Raw genomic sequence first — 25060 nt, forward strand, 5'->3', positions numbered from 1 at the left:
CCTGCGACCGTCCAAGAAACTCTTGCTTTGCGTCGATAGCGCACGAACGGGAAAAGTTGACCATCAGGGGCTTTTGACCATCCGTACGCCAGCCTGATACCGCGACTCCAGTCCATGAGCTTGCGACGATCGAACGCCAGCGTATCGACACCGCCGTTCCGCTGTTCACGGCATTGCGCTACGCCAGTGACGAACGCCCGTCCCCGGACCTTTGCTGAGACCATTTGTAAATTTGCCCGTGGCCGCTGCTTAATGATCCTTCATTCTCGCCAGGTTCGTGACTTTGCTGGGCCGACACCGGATCGCTCGGAACTGCGCGGTACGCTCGGCTCGCCAGGTCCAGCCTTTCCGCAACTGGGATGTCGCCGTATTTCAGTTCGCGAGCAAATCCACGAGATGTTTTGTGTTGAGTAGGCATCCTGAATCTGGATAGCGCAAATCTACCGCGTCTTATCCTTCCTCCGCAACCTGGCTCGTCGGCTTTCGCCTCCCTAATGGAATTTCTCATAGATTTCACTGCCATTTCTCAGCCGGGTGGCCTTCTGCTCTTACCAAAACAGGGTTTTCGATCGCGGCGGTACCTCAAGCCGTTACGCTTTCCTCGGCGCGGGGCGCTAACGGCGACGCACTTTCGGGGCTGAGGACGTTTCGTTTCGGTCACTGGACGCCCGGCTCGCAAGTGGTTCGACGCCTTGACGGCGACCATCATGACGCGGAGCGCTATATCGACGCCGCGTTGGTGCTGCTGTGCAGAGTTCGGCCGGACAGGTCATCCCTGGGCGAGTCGGAACAGCGCTGGGCGTCAGTGTCCAGCCTGCGAACTATTCACGCTTCGTCCGGCACCGGGCAGATGGTGCCTTCCTGGAAAATGAGCTGATGACTTGTGCGCTTCGCTGAATCCTGGGCGGGAGCTGGGGATGAAGAGGTTGACCTTGATCCGGCCGCCGGCCATTGAGAGCCAGGTGGTTCGGGCGGAGGCAATCTTTTGAAAGCCCCTGGGCGGTCGCCGCATCGACGCGCCACGCAACGCGGAGCGCTGGCATCACTCATGGGCATCCTGATCGCTAACATCTATCGACTTGACCAGGCGCGAACTCCTTCGATGGAATGCCTGTTTATTGGACGATACGGCATCATCGCAACTGGATTCTATTTCACAGAGAGGCATCTGGAAGCAACGTACTCGCCTATCACCGCTGGTCTGCTCGTCGATCGGCGTCCGCGTTCGCTGGTGGTGGCATCAATGGTTGTGCTGGGCATTGCCATCGGCAGGCTGGTCTTCCGCACTGCTTATCGGGAGCGGTTGTGGCGCGTCTTCTTCGCTATCCCGCATTGACACGGCCGACTTCCCTGGAATCATCTTCATTAGATCCCTCATCGGCATGGGCTGGTGTGCTGATCAAGGCTTCTACCCGAGGTGGGAAGGCGCGCATGGCGACCACGACACCCTGCGGCGGCGGTTCAGCTGGACTGGCATGCCGGGTGTTAGCGATTGCGGGCGGTCTTTCTCTTCACGTAAGCGGCGCTTCGACCCACCGGACTGGCACGTCAAGAACCCACCCACCTATCCGGCTCTGGAAATCGCTGCCGCTGGTGGTCGTCTGGATGATGCTGCTGTTCACCATCTCAGGGGCCAGCACCTTCTATGCGCTGCGCAATCGCAGCGGCGGGGCCTTCCTCATCGTACGCTGGGCCATGCCTGACCTGGCGAAGTGGGCGCTCATCGCACTGATTTCCCTGCCCCTCTACCTCGGCCTGTACTGGTTCGTGATCCGGCCGGTCAACCTGCTGCGGTTCCTGTTCGGCATGAAGCCGCACGGTGGCCAGCCTGTCCCATACACGTTCGCCAACGGGAGGCATGTCCGATAATAAGGATTGCCTGACTCCTCATCTTTCAACTCGGAGGATCGCATGTCACTACGCACTCGTTTGTTCCGTTTGTTCGCCGGCCTGGTCGTGCTGGCCCTGACGCTGGCCGGGGGGTTCGCCCTCTTTATGGCTCAGATGCCGCGCTGGGGCGCAACGCCGGCCGAGGCGGCCCTGGCGCTGCCCGGCGACGCGCAGCTCTCTGCGCCGATGATCAGTTGGACCAACGCCCGCACGATCAACGCGCCGCCCGACCAGGTATGGCCCTGGCTGGCGCAGATGGGCGACACGCGCGGCGCGTTCTACAGCTTCACCTTCATCGAGGATCGCATCGGCGCGCTGACCGGCGCGGCCGACTATGCGGTGAACTACACCAACGCCAACGCCATCCACCCCGAATGGCAAAACCCGCAGCCTGGGGAGGAGATCATCCAGGGCACACTCAAGTGGGAAGGGTTCGCGCCGGGCCGTTGGCTGCTGGCGAGCTCGGCCAACCCCAACGTGATGGGCTGGACCTGGCTCTGGCAGATCGCGCCCACGGCCGACGGGCGCGCCACACGGCTGGTCAACCGCATCCGCATCCAGCCGATGGGGGTCGGCGACAACCCGGTCGTCTCCTTTTTCATCGGCAATGGCGCGTTCATCATGGAGCAGCGCATGATGCACGGCATCAAGGCCCATGCCGAGGGGTGGGTCGAGCCGCGCTACCAGGAGGCGGTCGAGATTGCCCTCTGGGTCGTGGCGCTGCTGGCGGGCCTGGCCGCGGCCGTGCTCTTCGTCGCTCGCCGGCCGTGGATCGCGGCTGTGGCTGTGGCTGTGGCTGTGGCGGCCGTTGGGGTAATCCTGGTCTTCACCTTCGCCCAGCCGCCCATCGCGGTGCGCGTGCTGCTGGATGCGGCGCTGCTGGCCGGCGTGTGGGTCGCGTGGCGGACAGCCGCAACCAGGCCCGTCGCGGCCACCCCTTGAAAAGCCACTGCGGCTGCCAAACCGCGCGATAATCCGCCGCGAACTGGCGCAGGCTGATCGGCGGCCGGCCCAACAGGCGTGCAACCTCGCCGGTCACGAACGCCGACATCCCACGCCGTGTCTGATCGAGCGCGACCGCCTCGACCATCTCGCCGTGCCGTGCGCGCAGCTGCGTCACGCTCAGATCCGCCGCCCGCGGCGCGTATCCCGCGGCGGATAGCGCTTGCACGACCGCGCTGCCCACATTCCCCAACGCGCCGGTGACCAGGATGGTGTCCGCCATTGCTTCGCTCTTCACGCTTGACAGATATATAGACCAGTTGGTATAATCTCGCCATTCGACGACTTTGTCAAGAAGGACATGCTGATGACCGCCGCACGCGACCAAATCCTCCACACTACGAGCGCCCTGTTAGAGAAACAGGGCTGCCACGCGACCGGGTTGAACGAGATCATCCGCGAGAGCGGCGCGCCGAAGGGATCGCTTTACTACTACTTTCCCGATGGCAAAGACCAACTCGTCAGCGAGGCCGTGTTGGAGGGCGCACGGACAGTTGCCGCGCGTATCGAGGAGCACCTGGCGGAGATCGGCCTGGGGGCGTTCGTGCAGCGCATCGCCGAGAGCGTGGAAGCCAGCGGTTATGCGGCGGGCAGCCCGCTCACCGCGGTGGCGATGGAGACGGCGACCACGAGCGAGCGCATCAACCTGGCATGCCGCGCGGCCTATGCGCTGCTGATCGCCGCCTTCGAGAAGTATCTCTTGGCCCGCGGCGCGGCGCCAGCCCGCGCCGCCGAGCAGGCCACATTCATCACCGCGGCCATCGAAGGCGGCATCATCCTGAGCCGCACGCAGCATAGCGCTACGCCGCTGCGCATCGTGGCCGCCTATCTGGACACCCTGATTTTGGAGGAAGCATGAAAATCGTTGTTTTCGGCGCATCGGGCGGAACGGGCATCAATATCGTGGAGCAAGCGTTGGCGGCGGGGGATGTTGTCACCGCTTTTGTGCGCAACCCGGCCAGGCTGGACTTGCAGCATGCCAACTTGACCCTGTGCCAGGGGGACGCGACGGACGCGGCCGCCGTCGCACGCGCGGTCGCAGGGCAAGATGCGGTGATCAGCGCGCTGGGGCCATCACGGCCGCCCGTGCCGGGCATGATGGAGACCGCGGCCAGGAACATCGTTGCGGCAATGCGGCAGCACGGCGTGCGCCGGTTGATCTCCACCACGGGCGCAGGTGTGCGCGATCCGCAGGATCGGCCCACGCTGGTGGATCACCTGATGAAGGGGCTGCTGACGCTCCTGGCCGGCGCAGTTCTGCGCGACTCGGCCGCCAATGTGGCGGTGATCCGCGGCAGCGACCTGGATTGGACCATCGTTCGCTTCCCGCGGCTGACCGATGGGCCGGGCACGGGCAAGTACCGCGTCGGCTACCTGGGCAAAGACTCCGGTATGCACGTCGCCCGCGCTGACGGCGCCGATTTTGTGCTGAAGGAGTTACGCGCAGACAAGTACATCCGGCAGATGCCGGTGGTCAGCTATTGAGGTCAGGCTTCATGCACGCCCAACTGACCCGCCACCTGCGCAGACTGGCCGTCGAGCTCGGCTGCCGGCCCATCGGCTCGCCGGCCAACGAGGCCGCGGCCGACTATATTCGAGACGCTTTTCGCGCCCTGGGCCTGGCCGTGGAAGAGCAGCCCTACCCCTGCACCGGCTGGGACTGCCGGGGCGCGTGGCTGAGCAGCGCGGGCGATCCGCTGCCGGTCCAGGCCAACGCGTTCTCGCCCGCGTGCGATGTGACCGCGGCGGCCGTCCCCGCGTCCACGCTGGACGAGCTGGCTGCGGCCGACCTGACCGGTAAGATCGCGCTGCTGCACGGCGAGCTGGTGGCCGAGCCGCTGTCGGCCAAGTCGTGGTTCCTGCGCGGGGAGCGCGACGACGCTATCATCGCCGCGCTGGAAGGCAAACGACCGGCCGCGCTGCTGGCCCCGCCGCCGGCCACGCCCCAATACGAGCAGTTCACCGCCGACTGGGAACTGGATCTCCCCGCAGCCACCGCGCCTCTGGCGACCATCGAACGCATCCTGGCCCGGCCCGGCCCACTCCATCTGCGGCTGGAGTGCGCAAAGTTCTCCGCGACCGCGCGCAACATCGTGGCCCGCAAACCCGGCGTCCGGCCAGCCGACGCGCCCGCCAGGAAGGTTGTGCTGATGGCGCACTTCGACACGCGCATCAACACCCCCGGCGCGCTGGACAACGCGGGCGGGGTCGCTGTGCTGCTGGCGCTGGCCGAGGCGCTCCGCGAGATAGCGCTGCCGTTCGATCTGGAGTTCATCGCCTTCGACGGCGAGGAATACCTGCCGATCGGCGATGACGAGTACGTGCGCCGCGCAGGCGAGGCGTCCTTCGCCGACATCTCCCTGGCGATCAACATGGACGGCGCGGGCTATGTGGCCGGGCGCAACACGGTCGCCGCGTTCAACGTGTCACCGGAGCAGGCCGGCCGGATCGAAGCGATCGTCGCGCACTGCCCCGCGGTGCAGTGGGTGGAGCCGTGGCCGCAGAGCAACCACTCGACCTTCTCCTTCCGCGGCGTCCCAGCGCTGGCCTTCAGCTCGGCCGGCGCGTTCAACCTGGCCCATTTCCAAGCCGACACGATTGACAAGGTGAGCGTGGCGAAGCTGGTCGAGGTGGTAGACGTGGTGCGGGAGATCGTGGCGGGCTGAACCCATCCACGCATCTCCCGCACATGATCCTTGAAAATCCAAAGTTGACATTTGGATTTTCAAGGATATAATAGCTTCATGCTTATCTCAAGACCTGCTGTCATCGCCCAAGTCCAGGCTGCGCTGGCGATTCACCCTATTGCCGCTCTGTTGGGGCCGCGCCAATGCGGCAAGACAACGGTGGCGCGGATGATCGCCGACCAGCAGCCAGCCACGTACTTCGACTTGGAAAATCCGGTGGACGCGCGCCGGCTCTCCGCCCCGCTGACGGTGTTGGAAAACCTGTCCGGGCTGGTGATGGTTGATGAGGCGCAGCGGCGGCCTGAGCTTTTTCCGTTGCTTCGGGTGCTGGCGGACCGCCCACACAACCCTGCACGCTTTCTGCTGCTCGGCTCGGCCTCGCCGCAGCTCGTGCACGGGGCATCAGAATCCCTGGCCGGTCGCATCGGCTTCGTGGATCTGGCTGGTTTCGACCTGACCGAGGTAGATGCCACCCAACGTGACCGGCTCTGGCTGCGCGGCGGGTTTCCGCGCGCCTTCCTGGCGGACGACGATGCGGCCAGTCTGGCCTGGCGTGAGGCATTCACGCGTACCTTCCTGGAGCGAGACATCCCCCAGCTGGGCATCACCATCCCTGCCGAAACCCTGCGCCGCTTCTGGACTATGGTCGCCCACTATCATGGGCAGCTTTGGAACGCAGCCGAATTCGCTCGCTCACTGGGTGCCTCCGAAGTCACCGCACGACGCTATCTGGACATTCTGGCCGGCGCCTATGTGGTGCGCGTACTGCCGCCGTGGTTCGAGAACATCGGCAAGCGCCAGGTCAAGGCGCCCAAAGTGTACATCCGCGATTCCGGCATCTTGCATGGGCTGCTGCAACTGGGCACACTGACAGACGTGCAGTCCCATCCGAAACTGGGCGCCTCATGGGAAGGTTTCGTCATCGAGCAGATCATCCGGCTGCTGGACATGCGCGATGCCTACTTCTGGGCCACCCACGGCGGGGCCGAGCTGGACCTGCTGGTCCGTGTACGGGGCAAGCCATATGGGTTCGAGATCAAGTATGCGGATGCGCCCGGCGCCAGTCGCTCCATGTATGTCGCCTTGCATGATCTCGGGCTCGAGCATCTTTGGGTGGTCTATCCGGGAAAGCACCAGTATGCGCTTGACCGGCAGATCACGGCTCTTCCTGTCGAGGCTCTGTCCCGGCTGGCGGCTGATCTAGGATCACAACAACGCCACGTCCTCGACCTATCCACTTGACCAGTCCCAAACTCCCCTCACGGCGGGGGAGTTCTGCGTTGCCATGCGCGATCATGCGACTGTGGGCCGGAGCTGCCAGCTCAGATCGCCGCCACATCATATGAGGAGTTCCGCCATGACTGACAAAAATGAGTCAGAGGGACAATCATGACCTCAACGCCGACCCTTCTCAAACGGATTCTATCCTTGCTCGTCAGCGTGCTGGCTTTCGTCATCAGCCTGCTTCTGTGCCTACCGGTGATCCTGCTGCCGCCCGCGACCGCCGTGCCCGCCTGGGCGTGGATCCCGCTGGCCGCTGCCGAAATGGCGCTGCTCGTTCTGTTCTTCCGCCTTCAGCCCGCCTGGAAGGGCGCCGCAGCCTCGCTGGCGGGTCTGCTCCTGGTGGGGGTCTTGGCGGTCGGCGCGTCGCAGGCTTTCGCCAAGACTCCGCCCATCACCGATGCGCAGGGCAAGCCGCTGCCCGGCAGCATCGCCACGCTGGAGCAGGTCACGCTCAACGGCAGCCGGCAGTGGGTTTCGATCCGCGGCAAGGATACCTCCAAGCCGGTGCTGCTCTTCCTGGCTGGTGGGCCGGGCGGCAGCCAACTGGCGACCGCGCGCTACGCACTCGGGGGGCTGGAGGAGCATTTCGTCGTCGTCAACTGGGAGCAGCCCGGCGCGGGCAAGTCGTTCGACGCCGTAGACCGTTCCACCATCACGCCGGAGCGTTACATCGCGGACGCCCGCGCCCTGGTGCTGCTGCTGCGGGAACGTTTCGGCCAGGACAAGGTCTACGTCCTGGGCGAGTCGTGGGGCAGCGCGCTGGGCGTCATGCTCGTCCAACGCCACCCGGAGCTGTTTCACGCCTTCGTCGGCACGGGCCAGATGGTCGCCTTCCTGGAAAATGACCGGATGTGCTACGACTTCGCCCTGAACTGGGCGCGGGAGCGCGGGGATGCGAAGAAGATTGAGACGCTGACCCGGCAAGGCCCGCCGCCCTATTACGGCAAAAACGTGGCCTGGCAGGAAGCCGCGTTCCTGATGGACACCTTCAACTATATGAACGCCAACCCGGCCATCGCCGACAACGGCGCCAACACCTTCCGCGACCTGGCCGCGCCCGAATACGGGCTGTACGACAAGGTCAGTTGGTTCCGCGGCGTGCTGGAAACGCTGGATGTGGTCTATCCCCAGCTCTGGGACGTGGATTTCCGCCAGCAGGCCACGAAGCTCGCCGTCCCGGTCTACTTCCTGATCGGCCGCCACGACGTCAACGCGCCGACCGTGCTGACCGAACAGTACTTCGCCGTCCTCGACGCGCCGCACAAGGAAATCGTCTGGTTCGAGCATTCGGGGCACACGCCTTGGGTGTCAGAGTCGGACCGTTTTGTGGAGGTGATGGTCAACACCGTGCTGGCGCAGACGCAGGGGCGCTGATCATGAACGCTGCCCTACACGACGCGTATGCGGCCGATTATGATCAACAGGTGCAGGCCTACGGCTGCCACGTGGCCGACGTGCTGTTCGGGCTTTGCTATGAATACGTCCAGCCCGGCCAGCGGCTGCTGGATGCCGGCATTGGCAGCGGCCTGTCGGCGCAGCTCTTCGCCAAAGCCGGGCTGGAGATCCACGGCATGGACTTCTCGCCGCCATGCTGGCAGATGCGGGCCAGGGTTTGCCGCTGATCTGACCCTGCAGACTTGGCAACAAGCCCTGGCCGTATCCGACGAGCGGTTTCGCGCACGTGGTCTGCTGCGGCGTGCTGCACTTCATGGGCGACCTGGACGACCTTCGCAGAGGCGGCGCGTGCTGGCGCCGGCCGGCGTTCGCCTTCACCACGCAGCAGTCGCCGCCCGGCCAACGATCAGGCGCCTTATGAACGACAAGTCGCAGGCGATTTCGACATCTTCTGCCCACGCACATCGCATACGTCCAAGCGCTGCTGGCTCAGCATTCGTTTCAGCCGCTAAAGGGGCAAAAGTGCTTGTCGGCGACGACCTGTTCATGCTATGGCGGTTGGCCAAAGCAATGAGGAAGACATGTCTGACTTCTGCACTCGTTTTATCAGGCGGTGGCGAGCAGTACGAACGCGAGTATTGCGCCGCGCTTGTCACCGCAACCTGCTGCCAGCACGGTTTTGCCGACCTGCCGGACCTCGACCATCTGATCAAAGTATCCGAGATCACCGCGGCACTCGCGTGCTCGACCTGGGCTGCGCAACGGCATGATCGCCGAGTACCTCTCCGACGAGACTGGCGCACGTCACCGGCATTGACTTCATCCCGCAGGCCATCGCGCACGTGGCGCACCAGTCGAAGCGCGACCGGTTGGACTTCCGCGTGATGGATATGTCCCGTCTGGATTTTTCGCCCGCCAGCTTCGATGTAGTCGTCTCCGTGGATACGTTCTACTTCCACCGACCTCGTCGAGACGCTGGCCGGCTGCCGGTCCTGTTAGCCGAGGCGGCCGATTGGCCGCCTTCTTCGACCAGAGCTGCGGGCCGGACACGCCGTTGGAGCAGTATCCGAGCGAGTGCATCCTGCCCGACAACACTGACCTGGCGCGGGCGCTGCGGGAACTGGGCTGGACCTATCGCCGTGGGACTACAGCGCCGCCATGCTGGCTCACCTGCGCCGCCGCCGGCCTGTGTTGGAAGTCCAAGCCGGTTCGAGGCGGAGGGCAATCTCTTTCTGTACGACAGCCACCTGGGCGAGTCGCACGGCATCGAGCGCGCCTACAGCATAACGCCGGGAAGCGCTATCTGTACCTGGCTGAGCGTGCCGCTGGGGCAATGGGCCCGCCAATCCTATCCATTCTGACCAGGGCGAACTCCCTGCGACGGGGGGTTTCTGTTTGTCGGACGCGATACTGGTGCCATGCAACTGGATCTATCGCTGCCAAACGCAAGGAGGTATTTCATGGATAGGCAACGTACTGCAACCCCATCACCGCTGGTCTGCTCCTGATCGGCATCGGCATCCTGCTTCTCACCGGCTGGTGGTGGCCTGGCATCATGGTTGTGCTGGGCATCGCCATCGGCGCGGCCTGGTCTTCCGCAACCGCTATCGGGAAGGGGCGGTTGTACCGCGATTTTCTTCGCCATCCCGCTATTGACCGGCCGACATTCCCTGGAACCTCTTCGGCCCCATGATCCTCATCGGCATGGGCACGGTGGTGCTGATCAGGCGTTCTACCTGCGCGAAGGGTGAGAGGAAGGCGCGACATGGCGACCACGACAACCCCTTCGGCGGCGGTTCGGCTGGACTGGCTGCGGGTGTTAGCGATTGCGGCGGTCTTTCTCTTTCACAGTGCGCTTCGACCCACCGGACTGGCAGTCAAGAACCCCACCACCTATCCGGCCCTGAAATCGCTGCCGCGCTGGTGATCGTCTGGATGATGCCGCTGCTGTTCACCATTTCGGGGGCCAGCACCTTTTATGCGCTGCGCAATCGCAGCGGCGGGGCGTTTCTCAAGGATCGGGCGCTGCGCCTACTCGCGCCCCTGGCGGTGGGCGTCTTCACCCATGTAGCGTGGCAGGTTTACCTGGAGCGCACGACCCATCACCAGTTCACCGGAACCTTCTGGCAGTTCTTGCCCCATTACTTCGACGGCTGGTATGGCTTTGGCGGGAACTTTGCCTGGATGGGGTTGCACTTGTGGTATCTGGAGATGCTGTTCATCTTCAGCCTCATCCTCCTGCCGATCTTTCTCTGGCTCCGCCAGGGCGCAGGGCGGGCGGTGTTGGCCTGGTTGGGCGGCCGGCTGGCCGCGCCCGGCGCCGTCTACCTGCTGGCGCTGCCGATCATGGCATTGGTTGCCTTGCCGTCCCCTAACAGCATCCTGGGTGGTCGTTACTTCGGCGGTTGGAGCCTGCTCGGCTACCTGCCGATCTTTCTGAACGGCTTCGTCCTCGTTTCACATGACCCGTTGTACGAACGCGTGCGCCGCGGGCGTTGGGCCTCCCTGGCCGCTGCCGCCGGGTTGACCCTCGGGCTGTTCGCCTGGTACACGGCTGCAGGCGAGCCGCGTTTCGGCACGGCGCACCACACGGCGCTCTTCGCCTTGTATGGGTTGTGCGCCTGGTGTTGGGTGCTGGCGATCCTGGGCCTGGCCGCGCAACACCTACGCTTCGGCCATCCTTTCCTGGCGAGCGCCAACGAAGCGGTGTTGCCATTCTATGTGCTGCACCAGACAGTGCTGCTGACCGTGGGCTCCTTCGTCGTGCGCTGGGCCGTGCCTGACTTGGCCAAGTGGGCCATCATTGCGCTGATCTCCCTGCCCCTCTGCCTCGGCTTGTACTGGCTCGTGATCCGGCCGGTCAACCTGCTGCGATTTCTGTTCGGCATGAAGCCGCGCTGATGCAGTCCATGCGAGTTGCCCCATAGCGCGCTGTCCACGCCTGGCCGTTTGACCAGGCGCGGACTCGCCTCACGACGGGGGAATTCGCGCCTGATTTTTGTCAGGATACGGGTACATTCAGTTCGCATTTTGTTTCGCTCGGAGGTCGCTATGAACCAATCCACCATCGGCACGACCGATACCTTTGCCGATACCCCTCTTCAGCCAAACTGGCGACATGTTGGCGCTTTCCTCGGCCTCACTTTTGGCCTCACTTGGCTGCTCGATCTGGCCCTTTACCTGCGCGGCGGCCTCGCCACTGCCGGGGTAACCACCATCCTGCAGCTCCAGATGTTGCTGCCTGCGTTCAGCGCCATCGTGTTGGGCTTGTTCTTCTTCCGCGAAAGCCCGATCCATCGCGACCGGCGGGCTGGCCGCGGACGCTGGTTCTACTACTACTTCCTGGCGCTGACAGTGGTCTATGCGCTGGGCGCGCTAGGCGTGTGGCTGGCCCCGGACCAGCCGGCGCTCAAGATGGCGACCTCCCTGATCCCCCTGGTTTTCTCCTTCCTGGGCTTGCTGCTTCTCGTGGCGTTGCGTGCCGCAGCCGGCCGCGAGGCGATGGCCCAGGTCGGGTTGGCGGGGGGCAACTGGCAGTACTGGCTGAGCTTCGGGCTGGCCATTGTCGCCTGGTTCGTCCTGCAGGCCGCGCTGAACGCCGTCACTGGCCTGGGTGGGAGCCGGCTGACACCCCTGCCCTCCGTGCCAGGGTTGGATGCCACTGCCATGCTGATCGTGGGCGCGCTGCAAACCGTGCTGCTAGGGCCGATCCTGGGCCTGGTCATTACCTTCGGCGAGGAGTACGGCTGGCGAGGATACTTGCAGAGCGAGCTGTTCAAACTGGGTCGAGTGCGCGGCGTGCTCCTGCTCGGGGTGATCTGGGGCGCCTGGCACTGGCCGCTCATTCTGATGGGCTACAACTATCCGGGCCACCCGTTGCTTGGGCTGGCGCTGATGACACTGTACACAACGGGCTTGGGCATCGTGCTGAGCTACGCCGTGCTCAAGTCGAGCAGCGTCCTGCTGGCTTCCTTCCTGCATGCGCTCACAAACCAGGTCGCAGCCTTCATCATCGTGGTGGGCTTCACGCCGCACGACAGCGCCTTCTCGTTCTTTATCGGCGTCTATGGGATCGCGACGCTGGCAGTCGCCGCCTCCCTGATCCTGCGCGATCCGATCTGGCGCGGTGAGGGCAGCAGCCTGGCCTGATGCTGCAGCAATCCGCTATCCCTTTACAACCCTGGCAGCGCTTTCACACTCTGCCGGTCAAGCTTCAGGTGAACCGTTCCTTCTCCGAGTCGCTCGACGAAAGACGCAGGCACCGCCACGCCCTTCCGGTCCCACGGTTGTCCGTTGTTCAGCACCAGGTGGGTGATGCGCCCGCTGCCTGGCTCAACCTCCAGTGGGCCTAGCCGGCCCACCTCGCCATCGGTCGCTTCCACGCGCGTGCGGCGGCTGAGCGCGAACTCATTCTCTGGAACCCGTTCCTCCTCCACCGGCGCCCACTTGATCTCCTCGGGCATTTTGCCGCCGAGCAGCATCAGTTCGGAGCCATTGCGATAGTCTGGCACGGCCACCCGCACGTAATGGCGTTCGATGAAATCTTGCATGGCGGCGAGTTCTTGCTCCGTGCAGTCCAGGGTGATCCCTTGGATGGTGGCGTCGGCCACCCTATCCCACGGCACAAGACGCTGGGTATCCCAAGACTCGTCCTCCTCAACCTCAAGGCGCGGCGCCGTGAGCGTTACCCGACGCTCCTCTTCCTCAACGACCAGGCGCGGCGGCCTCGGTGATGCGGGGTCCCGATTTTCTTCGACCACCAGGCGCGGCCTTTTGAGCATTATCTCCTTTTCGGTTTCCTCAACCACCAGGCGCGGCGGCCGCTGAGGCCTTGGGGGGCGCTCGTTTGCACCGATGACCAGGTGCGTTACCTTCAACTCTTTCGGCTCCACGATGACGTGGCTGCAATGGCCAGCCATCCCATCAATGCACTCTACTTCCGTGTGCATAGCGATCAACATCTCACGTGCTCCTTTCATTTGCTTGAACGAACCCGCACTTATCTCAGCGCGCAGGTCGGACGCATGAACTGCAGACCTGTTGTGATTGTTCCTGTCCTTTTCCCCGTAAATAGTTTTTCCGGGCCTGCGGCGGCTGGTTTAGCATTCTTGCGCATTGCTGCCGGTCACGCCGCAAATCAAGGGGGCATGGAGAACCCAGGCGGCTTTGAAAAGCTCAAAGGGTTCGCCATGCCCCGCCGATGACGGTGCGCCTTCAGACCTTAGGGCCGCAGCGCTTCTTTGATGAGGGCGCCGGCCTGCGCCAGTTTGGCCTTGCGCGCTTCTTGCTCGGCCTTGCGCTCGGCGATGCGCTTCTGATTCTCCGCCCGCCGCGCTTCCCGCTCGGCCTTCAACTCGGCGGCGCGCTTCTCGATCTCCGCGTCGTAGGCTGCGCCCTCGGCCTCAAGTTCGGCCATCCACGCCTGGTCCTCGGCCTCGAGCTTGGCGAGACCCTGCTCGATCTCGGCCAACCACGCTTCGTCCTCGGCCTCGAGCTCGGCGAGCCGCTGGTCGAGTTCGGCCTTGCGCGCTTCGTATGCGGCCTTGAGCTCGGCGATGTGCTTCTCGATCTCAGCCTTGCGGCTGTCGCTGGCCTGCTTCAACTGATCCTTCAGCGCGTTGATCTTGGCATCGGTCTCGTTGTGCAAGCGCTCCAATTCCGCCTTGGCCTTGGCCTGGGCTGCCTGGGCCTTCGCCTTCCGTTCTTCCTTTTTCGCCTTGAGTGCGGCCTTGGTTTCCTCGCTCGCCTGCGCCCAGTCTGCCTGCAGGTGCTTCATATCCACGTCGAACGCCGCCTGATCCAGGAGCATCTGCTCCTCCATCTTCTCGAATATCGTAGCCATTTTCGTATCTCCTTAATTTGATTTGTTCTGTCACTCACTCAGATAACATCATGCCGGTTGGGCCGCCAGGCTGCTGCGCAGACCGCGCAGGCGGATGCCGAACACGAGCATGCTGACCCCAAACACCAGGGCATAAATCCCAATCAACCCCACGATCGCCAGTGCGCCGGTTCCGGGATAGACAAACACGAGCACCCCAAAGATGATCGAGGCAATGCCGGCGATCACCAACATCCAGTCCCGCTTGATGGGCAGTTCGAAGCCGGCAATCACCTCGAAGACGCCCGTCATGATTGCCCACATGCCGACGAGAAAGATCAACGCCTGGGCGGTAATGCCTGGGAAGAAGAAGGTCGCCAGGCCGACGGCCATCCCGAGGATGCCGTCGAGCACATACCAGACGGCTTCGCGCCCAGGGTGTCCAAATGCGCTCACGATGGCGAACACGCCATCCACAAACGCGTACGCGCCAATGATCAACGCCAGCGATACCAGCGTCATGCCGGGGTACGTCAACGCTACGATGCCAAACAGGATGGCGAGAATACCGCGCAACGCCACCGCCCACCACTTCTGAGTCAATACGTCCAACATACAAGACCTCCGTAAAATTGTTATTTGTCGGGCGGGATGCCAATCGCATCCCGCCGAAAGCATCTTGCCTTGCGCTTCTAGCCGGCCTGTGACCGGCGGTCGGGGGCCACAGACTCCCTGGAAACGGGGAAACTGCATCTACTGAGATGACTTCTGGCCGTTCAGAATCTCTTCCACTTTTTTCGATTGCTCCGGCGTAAGCGTGGTTGACAGCACGACGCCGCCATAGCTGCCAAACTGCGCTGCGACCAGGGCGGGATCGGCCGAGCGCAGCAGCGCAAAGATTGCCGAGTCGCCAGGCTGCACCTGCGCGCCGATCTCTTGGACAAAATCCTCCGGGATGCCAAAGTCGTCTTTCCACCACCTGGCATCCAGGGCTCCGCCCGCCGCGCCGAGCGCCCCACCCGCGGCCCCGGCCGCGACGACGCCCGCCGCCACGGCGCTGGCGCCTGCGGTCACCGGCGCCGCAATCGCGCCTAACGTAAGCCCGATCAACGAGCCGAACAAGCCGCCGAAGGCAGCTCCTTCGCCCGTCGTCATCTGGTAGCTGGAATCAATCCGCAGTTTGCCGTTATAGTCGCGATAGGCGGCGACGGCGTCATCCAGATCAATGGTCCAGCCATAGTTCATGTCCACGAGTTCGTTCAGCACGCCCGAAGCCCGGAACATGTCCTTCTTGAATCCTACGACGATTAGTGTTGACATTGCCATTTTCCTTTCATCACGCTGCACAATTTCACAGTTCCCTGTGTAAATCTTCAACCCAATCCTGCCTCAGCGTGTTCCGTGTGCTATCATGAACCGAAGCCATCCGTTGCTGCGGCTGCCTTCGCTGAGCTATCTGAACGACTGTGAACTCGCTTGGGCGCATTCTTCAAGAGCCATTATAGAGAGAACAAATCTCAAAGTCACTCTGCAAGACTTGACAACTCGCTTGTCATCACTTGTCATCTCGATGCGCTGAGGAGAGCAGGGAAAGGCTTCTGCACCTTCGAGCAGTCGGTGCACAGCCCCATCTTCGAAGAGCCGACGACGGTGCGCCTGATCCTACGCGAGGACGTACTGTGGGCAACGACACGACTGGTGCATAACCTGTCCAGATGACCAGTCCCGAACTCCCCCGGCGGCGGGGGAGCTTCTGGTGGGGTGGGTCTATACTACGATCAATTCGTACGGACGTAAGGAGAAACAAGGAGAAACAATGAAAACTATGTCCCTCTCAACGGTCATCAACCCGACCATTCTGATCCTGGCGGCCTTGATCGCCCTCGTCACGTTCCTCGCGCTGCGAGGCAACAACCTGCCGCTGCTCGCCAACCCGAAGGTCAGCGTGGCGATTGTGCTCGTGTTGGGTTTTGCCATGTGCGCGCAGGGCGGCCTGGGCTACGTGGGCGCGGCCGGCCAGTGGACGCACCCGCTCGCCATCGTCGGCTATATCCTCGGTGCGGCGATCCTGGTCGTGGCGGGCGCCGCCTTCTTCGGCTTCAAGCTGCCCCTCATCGCCGGCCCGTCGCAGGCGTTGATCGCCATGGTCGCGCTGATCGGGGCCAAGGTCGTCAACTCGCTGGCGCATTACCTGGTGGCGCGCTGAGGCAGAGGGTTGGCAACTGACCGGGGTCAGATGCCAACCCTGAAGGTATGCAAAGATGAGACACTCCGCGTGGTACTCGATCCTCCTTGGCCTCCTGATGTTTGGCCAGTGGGGCTTCTTCCTGGCCAGTGGGGCTTCTTCCTGGCCATGGGCGCCGTACCCGAGCTGCGAACGGAACCGATCCGCGTCGCCTTTCACCTGGCGGCGGAGTTCGCTACGGCGTTCAGTCTGCTGACTGGCGGGATTGCCCTGCTGCGCGGTGCAGTCTAGGGCAAGAAGCTGGCCCTGTTCGCCGCGGGGCTGGTGGCTTACACCGCAGTCGTCAGCCCTGGCTACTTCGCCCAACTTGGCCAGTGGCCGCTGGTCGGCATGTTCGCAGTGCTGCTGGCGGTCGACGGGGTTAGTGTCTGGGCTTTGACGTGGGCATAGCGCCCGCGAGTTGGCAACTCTATGGTGAGCTAGAAAGAGATCCGACCATGAAGAAACGAGCCTTGCTCTTGACCCTGTTCATCTTCGTAGCCATGACCTGGGTCTCTTGCATTAACATCACAGGGAAAGCCCCAACCGGCCAGTCAACTGACGCGTTGGCTCTGGCAACGACGGTCGCCACGATCGAACCGGCCACCCCCACGCCAGAGGTCTTCATCGCCATGACGCGGGCCATCCCCGGCGAGTTCCAGCCGACGGCGATGCCCGCGCCAACGGCTACACAACCACCAACCATCACGGGGACGACAGTCACATTCCAGCTATTGACCATCACCATCCCCCTCCCAGCGACGGGGGAGTTTGTTCTTTCCTTTGGCTATACTGGAATTACGCAGTACCCATGTGGCCTGATCAGGAGTTGAACCGCCATGCCGCTGAAACATCGCCCAGTTGAACAGGAACACCCAGACCTCGGATTGGAGCGCCTGGTCTTTTTCAGCGACGCGGTGATGGCGATCGCAATTACCCTGCTGACCGTGGACTTGAAGCTGCCCGAACTGGGAGAAGCGGCCACTTCACCGCAGCTCCTGCAGGCCCTGGCCGCGCTCACCCCCCGCTTCCTGAGCTTCCTCATCAGCTTCCTGGTTATCGGCGTATACTGGAGTTCCCATCACCGCTACTTCAACTGCATGGCCCGCATGGACGGCCGGCTGGCCGCGCTCAATATGCTCTTTCTGCTCTCGATTGCCCTCATGCCTTTTGTTGCCGGGCTGCTGGGGCAATACTACTACCTGCCTATCGGCCCGGCAGTCTACGCGGCGGCAATGGCCTTCACGGGCTTCTCCATGAATGCCATCTGGTGGTACGCCTCCCACGAGCGCCGCCTGCTCAGACCGGAAGTGAGCGATGCCTTCATCCGCACCCGTCGGGTGTTGCTGTCGGTCGGCCCGACCGCATTCCTGCTGTCTATTCCGCTGGCGTGGGTTGACTTCGTTGCCATTATTACGGCCTGGTGGATGTCTCCCGTCATCACCATTATCATTCTCCGGATCATGCAGCGGCGCGCGAGGAGACTGGCGGCCGCCAAGTAATCACAAGGAACAAGAAATGAAAACCATGAACAAGCCTGTCCTCGTCACCTACGCCACCCGCGCCGGCGCCACGGCCGAGATCGCGGCCGCCATCGCCGAAACCCTGGCCGCCCGCGGCTGCACTGTGGATGTGAAGCTGCTGAAGGAAAAGCCAAAGCTGGACGGTTACGCCGCGGTCGTGCTGGGCAGCGCCATCCGTATGGGCGCCTGGCTGCCTGAGGCGGTGGATTTCGTCAAGGCCAACCAGGCCGCGCTGAACAGCCTGCCTGTCGCGCTCTTCACCGTGCACATGCTCAACACCGGCGACGACGAGACCAGCCGAACCGCCCGCGCCGCCTACCTCAACGCCGTTCGGCCGCTGCTGAACACCGCCGAAGCGGTCTACTTCGAGGGCAAGATGGACTTCAGTCGCCTCTCGTTCCTCGACAAGGTCATTGCCAAGATGGTCAAGGCGGTCGAAGCGGACCATCGCGACTGGGGCCAGATTAAGCAGTGGGCTGGCGCCCTTTGGAGTTGAAATCATGATCACACAAGCAACGATCACCCTTCCGCGCCGGCTCAACGCCGGCTGGCTCGGCGTCGCCGCCATCGCGCTGATCTATGCGGCGTTGTACGCGTCCAACCTCATCTTGCCGCTCGGCAACACCAATCACATGACCCGCATCTGGGATTGGTCGCAGATGGCGCTGGCCGCGACCGCCGGCATTGTGCTGATCCTGAAGCGGCGCAACCTGACACTAGCCGCGGCCCTGACGGGGCTGGCCCTGGCGGCGGTCAGCGGGCTGTCGCACGCGCAGCACGATCCCAGCCCGCTGTGGAGCGGGCTGGAGGGGGCGGCAGTCTGGCTCTGCTTCACGGGCGGGACCGCGCTGTTCCGCGACCTGGCCGCGGGCGCCGTCCCGGCGTTCCGGCCGCCGCTGGCCGCCATCGGCCGCAGCCTGGCCTTCGGCGCGCTGGTGGCGCTGCCGCTGGCGGCCCTCAATAATCTCTACTTCTACCTCAACGCCGGCGCAGTTCGCTTCCAGAACGTCTTCGCCAGCGCGTTCGAGGCGCTTAGCCCAGCCACTCACGAGGAGATCATCTTCCGCTTCTTCGTCCTGGCCCTGTGCCTGTATCTGCTCCGCGCCAGCCCGTCGCGACGTTGGGTCACCGCGGCCGCCGTCGCCCTCGCCGTCGTGCCGCACAGCCTGAACCACCTGCCGGATCTGTTTCTGCAGAATCCGCCCATGGGCCTGGCGATGCTGGCGGCCACCAGCCTGCTCTTCGGGCTGCCGATGGCGCTGCTGCAGCTCCGGCGCAACCTGGAGACCGCCATCGCGTTTCACTGGCTGATTGATTTCGTGCGCTTTCTGTTCGGGTTTTGATCGCACTTGTCTAGCATGAGCAGAGGAAGGGTTTCGGGATGAAAGCCGCACCGCCTGCATCACCTGCCTGCCATGAAATCCCGCCGCGCTTGCCATCGGTGGCGATGGACCGGCTGGAGCATCTCGTTCTGGCTGCTGCCGATCAGCAGCTGCACTGCGTGATTCGCTTTGCCGGCCGCATTGATGCGCCGCGGTTGGCGCGGGCAGTCCGGCTCACCCTGGACGCGGAGCCGGTGCTCGGCTGTCGCTTTGTCGTCCATCCCTGGCGGCCGTTTTGGACCCGTCTGCCTGGCTTGGACGAGCGGGATCACTGCCCCATCGAGACGCCGGCTGATCCTGAGGCCGCGCTGGCGCACTACATCGTGACGCCCCTCGACCTGGCGGCAGGGCCGCAGGCGCAGGCGCGGTTATTCCGCGGCGCTGATGACCTGCTGTGCGTCAAACTCAACCACGCGGTAGCCGATGGAGGTGGAGTGATCGAGTACGCCGGGCTGTTGGCAGCCACCTATCGCGCCCTGGGCGCTGATCCAGGCTATGTACCCCGCGCCAACCTGACAGGCGCGCGCGGCCTGGGGCAGGTCTTTCGGCGCATCGCGCCCCCCGCGCTGCTGGCCGCGTTGCGGCACAGTGCGATCCCAACGCCCGCTTGGGGCTTCCCGGCGCAGAGTAACGATCTGACCGGCCGGACGCTGCTTATCCGCCGGGTGCCTATGGATCGAGTGAAGGCTATCGGCGCCTATGCACATGATCGCGGCGTTTCCTTCTCCGACGTGCTGTTGACTGCGTTTTACCGGGCGCTGTTCGATGTGCTTGACCCGTCGGCCAGCGTGCCGTTGCCCGTGCAAGAGCCGGTCAACCTGCGGCGCTATCTGCCCGGCGGCAGGGCGGCCGGGATCTGCAACCTGGCCGCCTCGATCTATCCTACCATCACCCGCGAGCCTGGAGCGACTTTCGAGGCTGCGCTGGCGCAGGTCCACGCCGCGCGCAGCGCCGCAAGCGCAGGCTTGCCCGGCTTGGGTCAGGCGTTGGCGCTGGAAGCGGCGCTGGCGCTGCCATATGTCCTCGCGCAGCGCCTGGCGGTCTCCGCCATGTCTGGCGCGAAGACCGGCAAGACGCACCCGTTCTTCTCGAACATGGGTGTGCTCGATCCGGCCGGGGTGGACTTCGGCGACGCGCCCGTGACCGACGCCTACGGCGTTGGCCCGGTGCTCTACCCGCCGGGCTTCTTCCTGGCGCTCAGCACATTTCAAGGGGTGCTGACCGTGGCCACCAGTTTCTGCCACACGGCGGTGGATGCCCGGCGCGTCGCGCAGTGTCTCGACCAGCTGGTGGCTGAGCTCCCCTCGTAGGCGGGCGCCCAATCAATAAGCCCACCCGCAGCCTCCTCAGCTCTCTACCTATCCACTTGACCAGGCGCGAACTCCCCCTGTGGCGGGGGGAGTTTTTGCGACGAAGGGTCTATACTGCGGCCAATCACCTCAACCGCAGGAAAAATAAGGAGGCTGAGTCGTATGAGGATCTGGTTGTGGGTTGTTGTTGTCCTGGCGGCGATTGTCGCTCTCGGCTGGCTAGGCTTGCAGGTGCGGCCGAGCCCGTTTCCACCTCACGCGGAAAGAACGCCCGCGCTGAAGACCGCGCCCCTGCCCGCCGGTCTGCCGGCCCCAGTGGAGCGATTCTACCGGACGGTGTACGGCGACCAGGTTCCGGTCATCGAGACGGTCGTCATTAAGGGACGGGCGAAGATGACCATTGGCGTCACGCTGCCGGCCCGCTTCATCTTCATCCACAACACGGGCAAGGACTACCGCCACTATTTCGAAGCGACCTGGTTCGGGCTGCCCATCGCCAGGGTGAACGAGCGCTACATTGACGGGGCAAGTCTGTTCGAGCTGCCGTTCGCGACCTATGACAACGACGCCAGCATCAACCAGGGCGCCAACCTGGCGGTCTGGGCGGAGGCGAACTGGTTCCCAGCCATTTGGCTCACCGACGGCCGCGCGCGCTGGCAGGCGGTTGACGACCGCACCGCTCTGCTGTTTGTCCCCTTTGGCGACCAGCCAGAGAATTTCGTCATGCGCTTCAACCCTGAAACGGGCCTGCTAGACAGCATGGAGGCGATGCGTTACCGGGATGCGGGCGACCAGGCCAAGAAGATCCTGTGGATCACCCGCAGCGTGCCAGGCCCCGCCATCGAAGGCACGCCGCTCAGCGCAACCGGCTCCGCCACCTGGCTGGATCAGGGCCGGCCCTGGGCCGTGTTCACGCTCGAAGACGTGGTTTACAACGTGGATGTGAGCGCATATATCCGTCAAAAGGGGAAGTAGGCGGTCCAGATTAGACGCTCTTCGCCCTCCCTGCTACAATCTGTGGGTTCGCTCCCCCGACTGCAATCTCTGCAAGAGACCCATCATGCCATTCAGACGTGCTTGCCTCCGATTGATCATGCTCCTCTTCACCCCGGCTGCGTGCGCGCCCGCGGCGCCTTTGATACCGAACAATCAGGAGCACTAGATGTTCGCCATGCGCGGTTTTCTCAACAGTGTGCGGGGCCGGCTCTTACTGCTGGCGCTGCTGACCATCCTCCCCGTGTTGGCGCTGCAGATTTTCGGCGCCTGGTCGCTGTGGGAGCTGGGGTTCATGGGGTTGGTGCTGATGATCGCGTTGGCGTTGGCCTGGCAGGGCAGCGAGCGTCTCTTTCTGCGTCCTCTCGCCGACCTGATGGCCGCGGTGCAGCGCGTGCAGAGCGGCGACCTGAGCGCGCGCGCCTCTGCAGTGCGCGGGTTGGGCGAGGTGCAAGATTTGGCGCAGGCCTTTGACCGCATGGCTGACGCCCTGCAGCAGCGCGAGGCCGAGCGCCAGCAGCTGGAGGAGCGCTTCCGCGCGGCGTTCGAAAGCTCCGCCATCGGCATAGGCCTGCTGTCGCTGGAGGGGGACATCCTGGCCGCCAACGCGGCGGTCTGTCGGATGTCCGGCTACACCGAGGAGGAATTGCGACAGCGCAACGACCGCGACAACGTCTATCTGCCCGACGCTGGGGTGGGCATGGATCGTTTCGCCGAGATGCTGGCCGGTCAGCGTGGCTACTACAGCGTCGAGCGGCGCTACGTGCGCAAGAATGGCGAGATTTTTTGGGCGCGGCTGACCCTCTCCCTGGTGCGCGATGCCCAGGGTCAGCCATCCTACCTGGTGGGCATGGTGGAGGACATTGACGAGCAGAAGCGTAAAGACGCGATATTGGCGGAATCGGAGGCGCGCTTCGAGGCGATCTTCAAGAATGCGGCCATCGGCATCAGCATCATCGCCCCAGATGGCCGGGTGTTAGCCGTCAACCCGGTGCTGCAGGAGCTTTCCGCGCGCAGCGAGTCTGAGCTTATAGCGCTGGGCGGCCAGAGCATCACATACCCCGAAGATCGGGATGTGGGCCGCCGGGAGTTTGCGGAAGTCCTGGCCGGGGAGCGCAAGGCGTACCAGGTCGAAAAGCGCTACGTCCATGGAGACGGCCGCATCCACTGGATGCGCCAGAGCATCTCCCCGGTGCGAGATGCCGCTGGCCGGGTGCTTTACCTGGTCGTCATTGCGGAGGATATTGACGAGCGCAAGCGCGCCCTGGAGGAGCTGCGCGCCTCTGAGGCGCGCTTCAAGGCTGTGTTCGACAACGCGGCCGTAGGCATTGCCATGATGACCCTCGACCGCCGCATTGTGCAGGTCAATCCCACCGCGACGCGCATCACCGGCTACAGTCCAGAGGAGATATACCGCACCAATCCTTCGGACATGGTTTTCGAGGAAGATCGCCTCATAGATCGGGAGTTGTTCCTGGATCTGGTCGCGGGCAGGCGCGATCAGTACCTGATCGAAAAACGTTACCTTCGTCGGGATGGCAGCCAGTTTTGGGGCCGAATCAACTTCGCGCTGGTGCGCGATAAGCAGGGCCAGCCACAGTACATTGTCGGCATGATCGAGGACATCAACGAGGAGAAGAAATCGCAGCAGACGCTGGCCGAGTCGGAAGCCCGTTTCCGCGCCATGTTCGAGAACTCAGCCGTGGGCATGGGGTTGATGTCGCTCGACCGCGTCGTGGTTGATGCCAATCCGGCGATTTGTGCGATGCTCGGCTATGAACGCGAGGAGTTGATCGGACAAAGCCCCGCGCTGGTGACCTATCCAGACGATTTCGCCTCCTCCACCGAGCAGTTCCAGCAGCTGCTCTCCGGCGAGACCAGCCACTACATCACTGAACGCCGTTACATGCGTAAGGGCGGCGAAGTGTTTTGGGCGCAGATTTCGATGAGCCTGGTGCGCGGCCCGGATGGCAAACCACTCTACCTGGTAGGCCTCATTAACGACATTGACGCTCAAAAGCGCGCCGCCGAACGGCTGGCCAATCAGGCGACCGAGCACCGCCGCCAGCTCGAGCAGCGCATTGCCGAGCGCACCGAGGAGCTGAATGCGGCCAACGAACGGCTGCGGGCGAAGGCCGCCTTGGACGCCGTCGCCGCTGAGCGCACCCGTCTGGCCCGCGATCTGCACGACGCGGTTACGCAGACCCTCTTTTCAACCACCCTGATCGCTGAGGTGATCCCCGACCTGTGGGACATGAATCCGGCCGAGGGCCGGCGCCGGTTGGAGGAGCTGCGCCAACTCACGCGCGGCGCGTTGGCCGAGATGCGCACCCTGCTGGTGGAACTGCGACCCAACGCGCTGACGGAAGTCCCATTGGCCACCCTGCTGCGACAACTGACCGAGGCGATGGTGGGCCGGTCGCGCATCGTGGTGCAGCTCAGCGCGGAGGGCGAGCGTCGGTTGCCTCCCGACGTGCAGGTGGGGCTGTACCGCATCGCCCAGGAGGCGCTCAACAACGTGGTCAAGCACGCCAGGGCCACGCAGGCGGTGGTCACCTTGCGCCTGGGAGAGCCGGTACGCCTGACCGTGGCCGATGACGGCGCAGGCTTCGACCCCAACGGGGTGGCTGCCGACCACCTGGGCCTGCGCATCATGCGCGAACGGGCCGAAGCCATCGGCGCAAAATTGAGCGTTTACAGTGAGCCGGGGGAAGGGACACAGGTGTCGGTGGTGTGGGATAAGGAAAGATCATGAACAATAAAATTCGTGTCATGCTCGTTGACGACCATGCGGTTGTGCGCTCTGGCCTGAGCGCTTTCCTCAGCGTCAACTCCGATTTGGAGCTGGTGGGAGAGGCGGAGAACGGTCAACAGGCCGTGGCGCGCGCAGGCCTCCTGCAGCCAGATGTCATCCTGATGGACTTGATGATGCCGGTGATGGATGGCATCGCCGCCACCCAGGCCATCAAACGTCAGCACCCCGCGATTCAAATCGTCGCGCTGACCAGCTTCCAAGAAGATGAACTGGTGCAGAACGCGCTGCGCGCGGGTGCGATCGGTTATCTGATGAAAAACGTCACCGCCCGCGAGCTGGCCGCAGCCATCAGGTCGGCCAAGGCGGGCAAGATGACTCTCTCATCCGAAGCCGCCCAGGCGTTGGTGCGCGCCAACCAGCAGGCGCAGGAGCCTGAATCCCTGACCGAACGCGAGCGCGAAGTGCTCAAGCTGATGGTCGAGGGCTTGAACAATGCCGAAATCGCTGAGCGGTTGGTCGTCAGTCTTTCCACCGTCAAGTATCACATCAGCAACATCCTGGGCAAGTTGGGTGTGGACAATCGCGTGTCGGCGGTGACGTTAGCGATACAGCGAAGGATGGTGTGAGGCGTTAGGACGTTGTCACGTTGTCACGTTGTCACGTTGTCACGTTTCAGGTTCCACCCCTCCTATCCACTTGACCAGTCCGATACTCTCCCCGCGGCGGGGGCAGCGCCGCATGAACAGGCGTATACTTTGCACAGATAGCAATCCTGCATCTGGAAAAGGAGTAAC

Annotated in this window: 26 protein-coding genes and 1 pseudogene; 23 read left to right on the forward strand and 4 right to left on the reverse strand. The window is 63.6% G+C overall.

What is annotated here, in order from left to right; all coding sequences use genetic code 11:
* Positions 1 to 1048 precede the first annotated feature (1048 nt).
* The 13 genes from ACPQ6D_RS14015 to ACPQ6D_RS14075 all read left to right on the forward strand — a co-directional run bounded on the left by ACPQ6D_RS14015 (position 1049) and on the right by ACPQ6D_RS14075 (position 12407).
* Positions 1049 to 1336 carry a hypothetical protein gene (locus tag ACPQ6D_RS14015; protein WP_423224962.1) on the forward strand — a complete coding sequence of 96 codons (288 nt, stop codon included), beginning with the start codon at positions 1049 to 1051 and terminating at the stop codon, positions 1334 to 1336.
* 95 nt (positions 1337 to 1431) lie between these two features.
* Positions 1432 to 1869, forward strand: coding sequence for a hypothetical protein (locus ACPQ6D_RS14020; RefSeq protein ID WP_423224963.1), 438 nt, complete (start codon positions 1432 to 1434; stop codon positions 1867 to 1869).
* A 42-nt stretch (positions 1870 to 1911) separates the two neighbouring features.
* Positions 1912 to 2832 (forward strand): hypothetical protein, encoded by a 921-nt coding sequence (locus ACPQ6D_RS14025; RefSeq protein WP_423224964.1) that lies wholly within the window; start codon positions 1912 to 1914, stop codon positions 2830 to 2832.
* Between the two features lie 367 nt (positions 2833 to 3199).
* Entirely contained in the window at positions 3200 to 3751 is a 552-nt protein-coding gene (locus ACPQ6D_RS14030; protein WP_423224965.1) for a TetR/AcrR family transcriptional regulator, read from the forward strand.
* Positions 3748 to 4377 carry an NAD(P)-dependent oxidoreductase gene (locus tag ACPQ6D_RS14035; protein ID WP_423224966.1) on the forward strand — a complete coding sequence of 210 codons (630 nt, stop codon included), beginning with the start codon at positions 3748 to 3750 and terminating at the stop codon, positions 4375 to 4377. Before ACPQ6D_RS14030 ends, ACPQ6D_RS14035 begins: the two co-directional genes overlap by 4 nt.
* Positions 4374 to 5558 carry a M28 family peptidase gene (locus ACPQ6D_RS14040; RefSeq protein WP_423224967.1) on the forward strand — a complete coding sequence of 395 codons (1185 nt, stop codon included), beginning with the start codon at positions 4374 to 4376 and terminating at the stop codon, positions 5556 to 5558. The genes ACPQ6D_RS14035 and ACPQ6D_RS14040 overlap by 4 nt, the downstream gene beginning before the upstream one ends.
* Before the next feature lie 78 nt (positions 5559 to 5636).
* The gene (locus ACPQ6D_RS14045; protein WP_423224968.1) at positions 5637 to 6821 is read left to right on the forward strand and encodes an ATP-binding protein; all 1185 of its coding nucleotides are present in this window, start codon (positions 5637 to 5639) and stop codon (positions 6819 to 6821) included.
* Between the two features lie 147 nt (positions 6822 to 6968).
* Entirely contained in the window at positions 6969 to 8237 is a 1269-nt protein-coding gene (locus tag ACPQ6D_RS14050; protein WP_423224969.1) for an alpha/beta fold hydrolase, read from the forward strand.
* 2 nt (positions 8238 to 8239) lie between these two features.
* Positions 8240 to 8485, forward strand: a complete 246-nt coding sequence (locus ACPQ6D_RS14055; protein ID WP_423224970.1) for a class I SAM-dependent methyltransferase — start codon at positions 8240 to 8242, stop codon at positions 8483 to 8485.
* Between the two features lie 567 nt (positions 8486 to 9052).
* Positions 9053 to 9619, forward strand: a complete 567-nt coding sequence (locus ACPQ6D_RS14060) for a class I SAM-dependent methyltransferase (protein ID WP_423225060.1) — start codon at positions 9053 to 9055, stop codon at positions 9617 to 9619.
* Positions 9620 to 10023: 404 nt separating this feature from the next.
* Complete coding sequence (locus ACPQ6D_RS14065; protein WP_423224971.1) at positions 10024 to 10185, forward strand: hypothetical protein; 162 nt, start codon at positions 10024 to 10026, stop codon at positions 10183 to 10185.
* Between the two features lie 8 nt (positions 10186 to 10193).
* Positions 10194 to 11159, forward strand: coding sequence for an acyltransferase family protein (locus ACPQ6D_RS14070; RefSeq protein WP_423224972.1), 966 nt, complete (start codon positions 10194 to 10196; stop codon positions 11157 to 11159).
* A 150-nt stretch (positions 11160 to 11309) separates the two neighbouring features.
* On the forward strand, positions 11310 to 12407 hold the full coding sequence (locus ACPQ6D_RS14075; protein ID WP_423224973.1) for a CPBP family intramembrane glutamic endopeptidase: 1098 nt from the start codon (positions 11310 to 11312) through the stop codon (positions 12405 to 12407).
* A gap of 23 nt (positions 12408 to 12430) precedes the next feature.
* On the opposite strand, the gene ACPQ6D_RS14080 is transcribed toward ACPQ6D_RS14075, so the two are convergent.
* The 4 genes from ACPQ6D_RS14080 to ACPQ6D_RS14095 all read right to left on the reverse strand — a co-directional run bounded on the left by ACPQ6D_RS14080 (position 12431) and on the right by ACPQ6D_RS14095 (position 15399).
* The gene (locus ACPQ6D_RS14080; protein WP_423224974.1) at positions 12431 to 13219 is read right to left on the reverse strand and encodes a hypothetical protein; all 789 of its coding nucleotides are present in this window, start codon (positions 13217 to 13219) and stop codon (positions 12431 to 12433) included.
* A gap of 260 nt (positions 13220 to 13479) precedes the next feature.
* Positions 13480 to 14100, reverse strand: a complete 621-nt coding sequence (locus tag ACPQ6D_RS14085) for a hypothetical protein (protein ID WP_423224975.1) — start codon at positions 14098 to 14100, stop codon at positions 13480 to 13482.
* A 48-nt stretch (positions 14101 to 14148) separates the two neighbouring features.
* The gene (locus tag ACPQ6D_RS14090) at positions 14149 to 14694 is read right to left on the reverse strand and encodes an HdeD family acid-resistance protein (RefSeq protein WP_423224976.1); all 546 of its coding nucleotides are present in this window, start codon (positions 14692 to 14694) and stop codon (positions 14149 to 14151) included.
* A 138-nt stretch (positions 14695 to 14832) separates the two neighbouring features.
* Complete coding sequence (locus tag ACPQ6D_RS14095; protein ID WP_423224977.1) at positions 14833 to 15399, reverse strand: DUF1269 domain-containing protein; 567 nt, start codon at positions 15397 to 15399, stop codon at positions 14833 to 14835.
* 496 nt (positions 15400 to 15895) lie between these two features.
* On the opposite strand from ACPQ6D_RS14095, the gene ACPQ6D_RS14100 reads away from it, so the two are divergent.
* From ACPQ6D_RS14100 to ACPQ6D_RS14145, 10 genes and pseudogenes are all read left to right on the forward strand, one after another.
* Positions 15896 to 16285 (forward strand): hypothetical protein, encoded by a 390-nt coding sequence (locus ACPQ6D_RS14100; protein WP_423224978.1) that lies wholly within the window; start codon positions 15896 to 15898, stop codon positions 16283 to 16285.
* A gap of 108 nt (positions 16286 to 16393) precedes the next feature.
* Positions 16394 to 16714, forward strand: a pseudogene (locus tag ACPQ6D_RS23795) (DUF8058 family membrane protein).
* 47 nt (positions 16715 to 16761) lie between these two features.
* Entirely contained in the window at positions 16762 to 17136 is a 375-nt protein-coding gene (locus tag ACPQ6D_RS14110; RefSeq protein WP_423224980.1) for a hypothetical protein, read from the forward strand.
* A 6-nt stretch (positions 17137 to 17142) separates the two neighbouring features.
* Positions 17143 to 17805 (forward strand): TMEM175 family protein, encoded by a 663-nt coding sequence (locus ACPQ6D_RS14115; RefSeq protein ID WP_423224981.1) that lies wholly within the window; start codon positions 17143 to 17145, stop codon positions 17803 to 17805.
* 16 nt (positions 17806 to 17821) lie between these two features.
* Positions 17822 to 18322: a flavodoxin domain-containing protein gene (locus ACPQ6D_RS14120; RefSeq protein WP_423224982.1), complete on the forward strand. Its 501-nt coding sequence runs from the start codon at positions 17822 to 17824 to the stop codon at positions 18320 to 18322.
* A 4-nt stretch (positions 18323 to 18326) separates the two neighbouring features.
* Positions 18327 to 19169 (forward strand): CPBP family glutamic-type intramembrane protease, encoded by an 843-nt coding sequence (locus ACPQ6D_RS14125; protein ID WP_423224983.1) that lies wholly within the window; start codon positions 18327 to 18329, stop codon positions 19167 to 19169.
* A gap of 38 nt (positions 19170 to 19207) precedes the next feature.
* Positions 19208 to 20518 (forward strand): hypothetical protein, encoded by a 1311-nt coding sequence (locus ACPQ6D_RS14130; RefSeq protein ID WP_423224984.1) that lies wholly within the window; start codon positions 19208 to 19210, stop codon positions 20516 to 20518.
* 162 nt (positions 20519 to 20680) lie between these two features.
* Positions 20681 to 21493 carry a DUF6544 family protein gene (locus tag ACPQ6D_RS14135; RefSeq protein WP_423224985.1) on the forward strand — a complete coding sequence of 271 codons (813 nt, stop codon included), beginning with the start codon at positions 20681 to 20683 and terminating at the stop codon, positions 21491 to 21493.
* A 187-nt stretch (positions 21494 to 21680) separates the two neighbouring features.
* Positions 21681 to 24266 carry a sensor histidine kinase gene (locus ACPQ6D_RS14140; protein WP_423224986.1) on the forward strand — a complete coding sequence of 862 codons (2586 nt, stop codon included), beginning with the start codon at positions 21681 to 21683 and terminating at the stop codon, positions 24264 to 24266.
* Positions 24263 to 24892 (forward strand): response regulator, encoded by a 630-nt coding sequence (locus ACPQ6D_RS14145; RefSeq protein ID WP_423224987.1) that lies wholly within the window; start codon positions 24263 to 24265, stop codon positions 24890 to 24892. The genes ACPQ6D_RS14140 and ACPQ6D_RS14145 overlap by 4 nt, the downstream gene beginning before the upstream one ends.
* Positions 24893 to 25060 lie beyond the last annotated feature (168 nt).

Origin of the sequence: Candidatus Amarolinea aalborgensis, from assembly GCF_900491745.1 — a bacterium.
GTDB lineage: Bacteria > Chloroflexota > Anaerolineae > SSC4 > Amarolineaceae > Amarolinea > Amarolinea aalborgensis.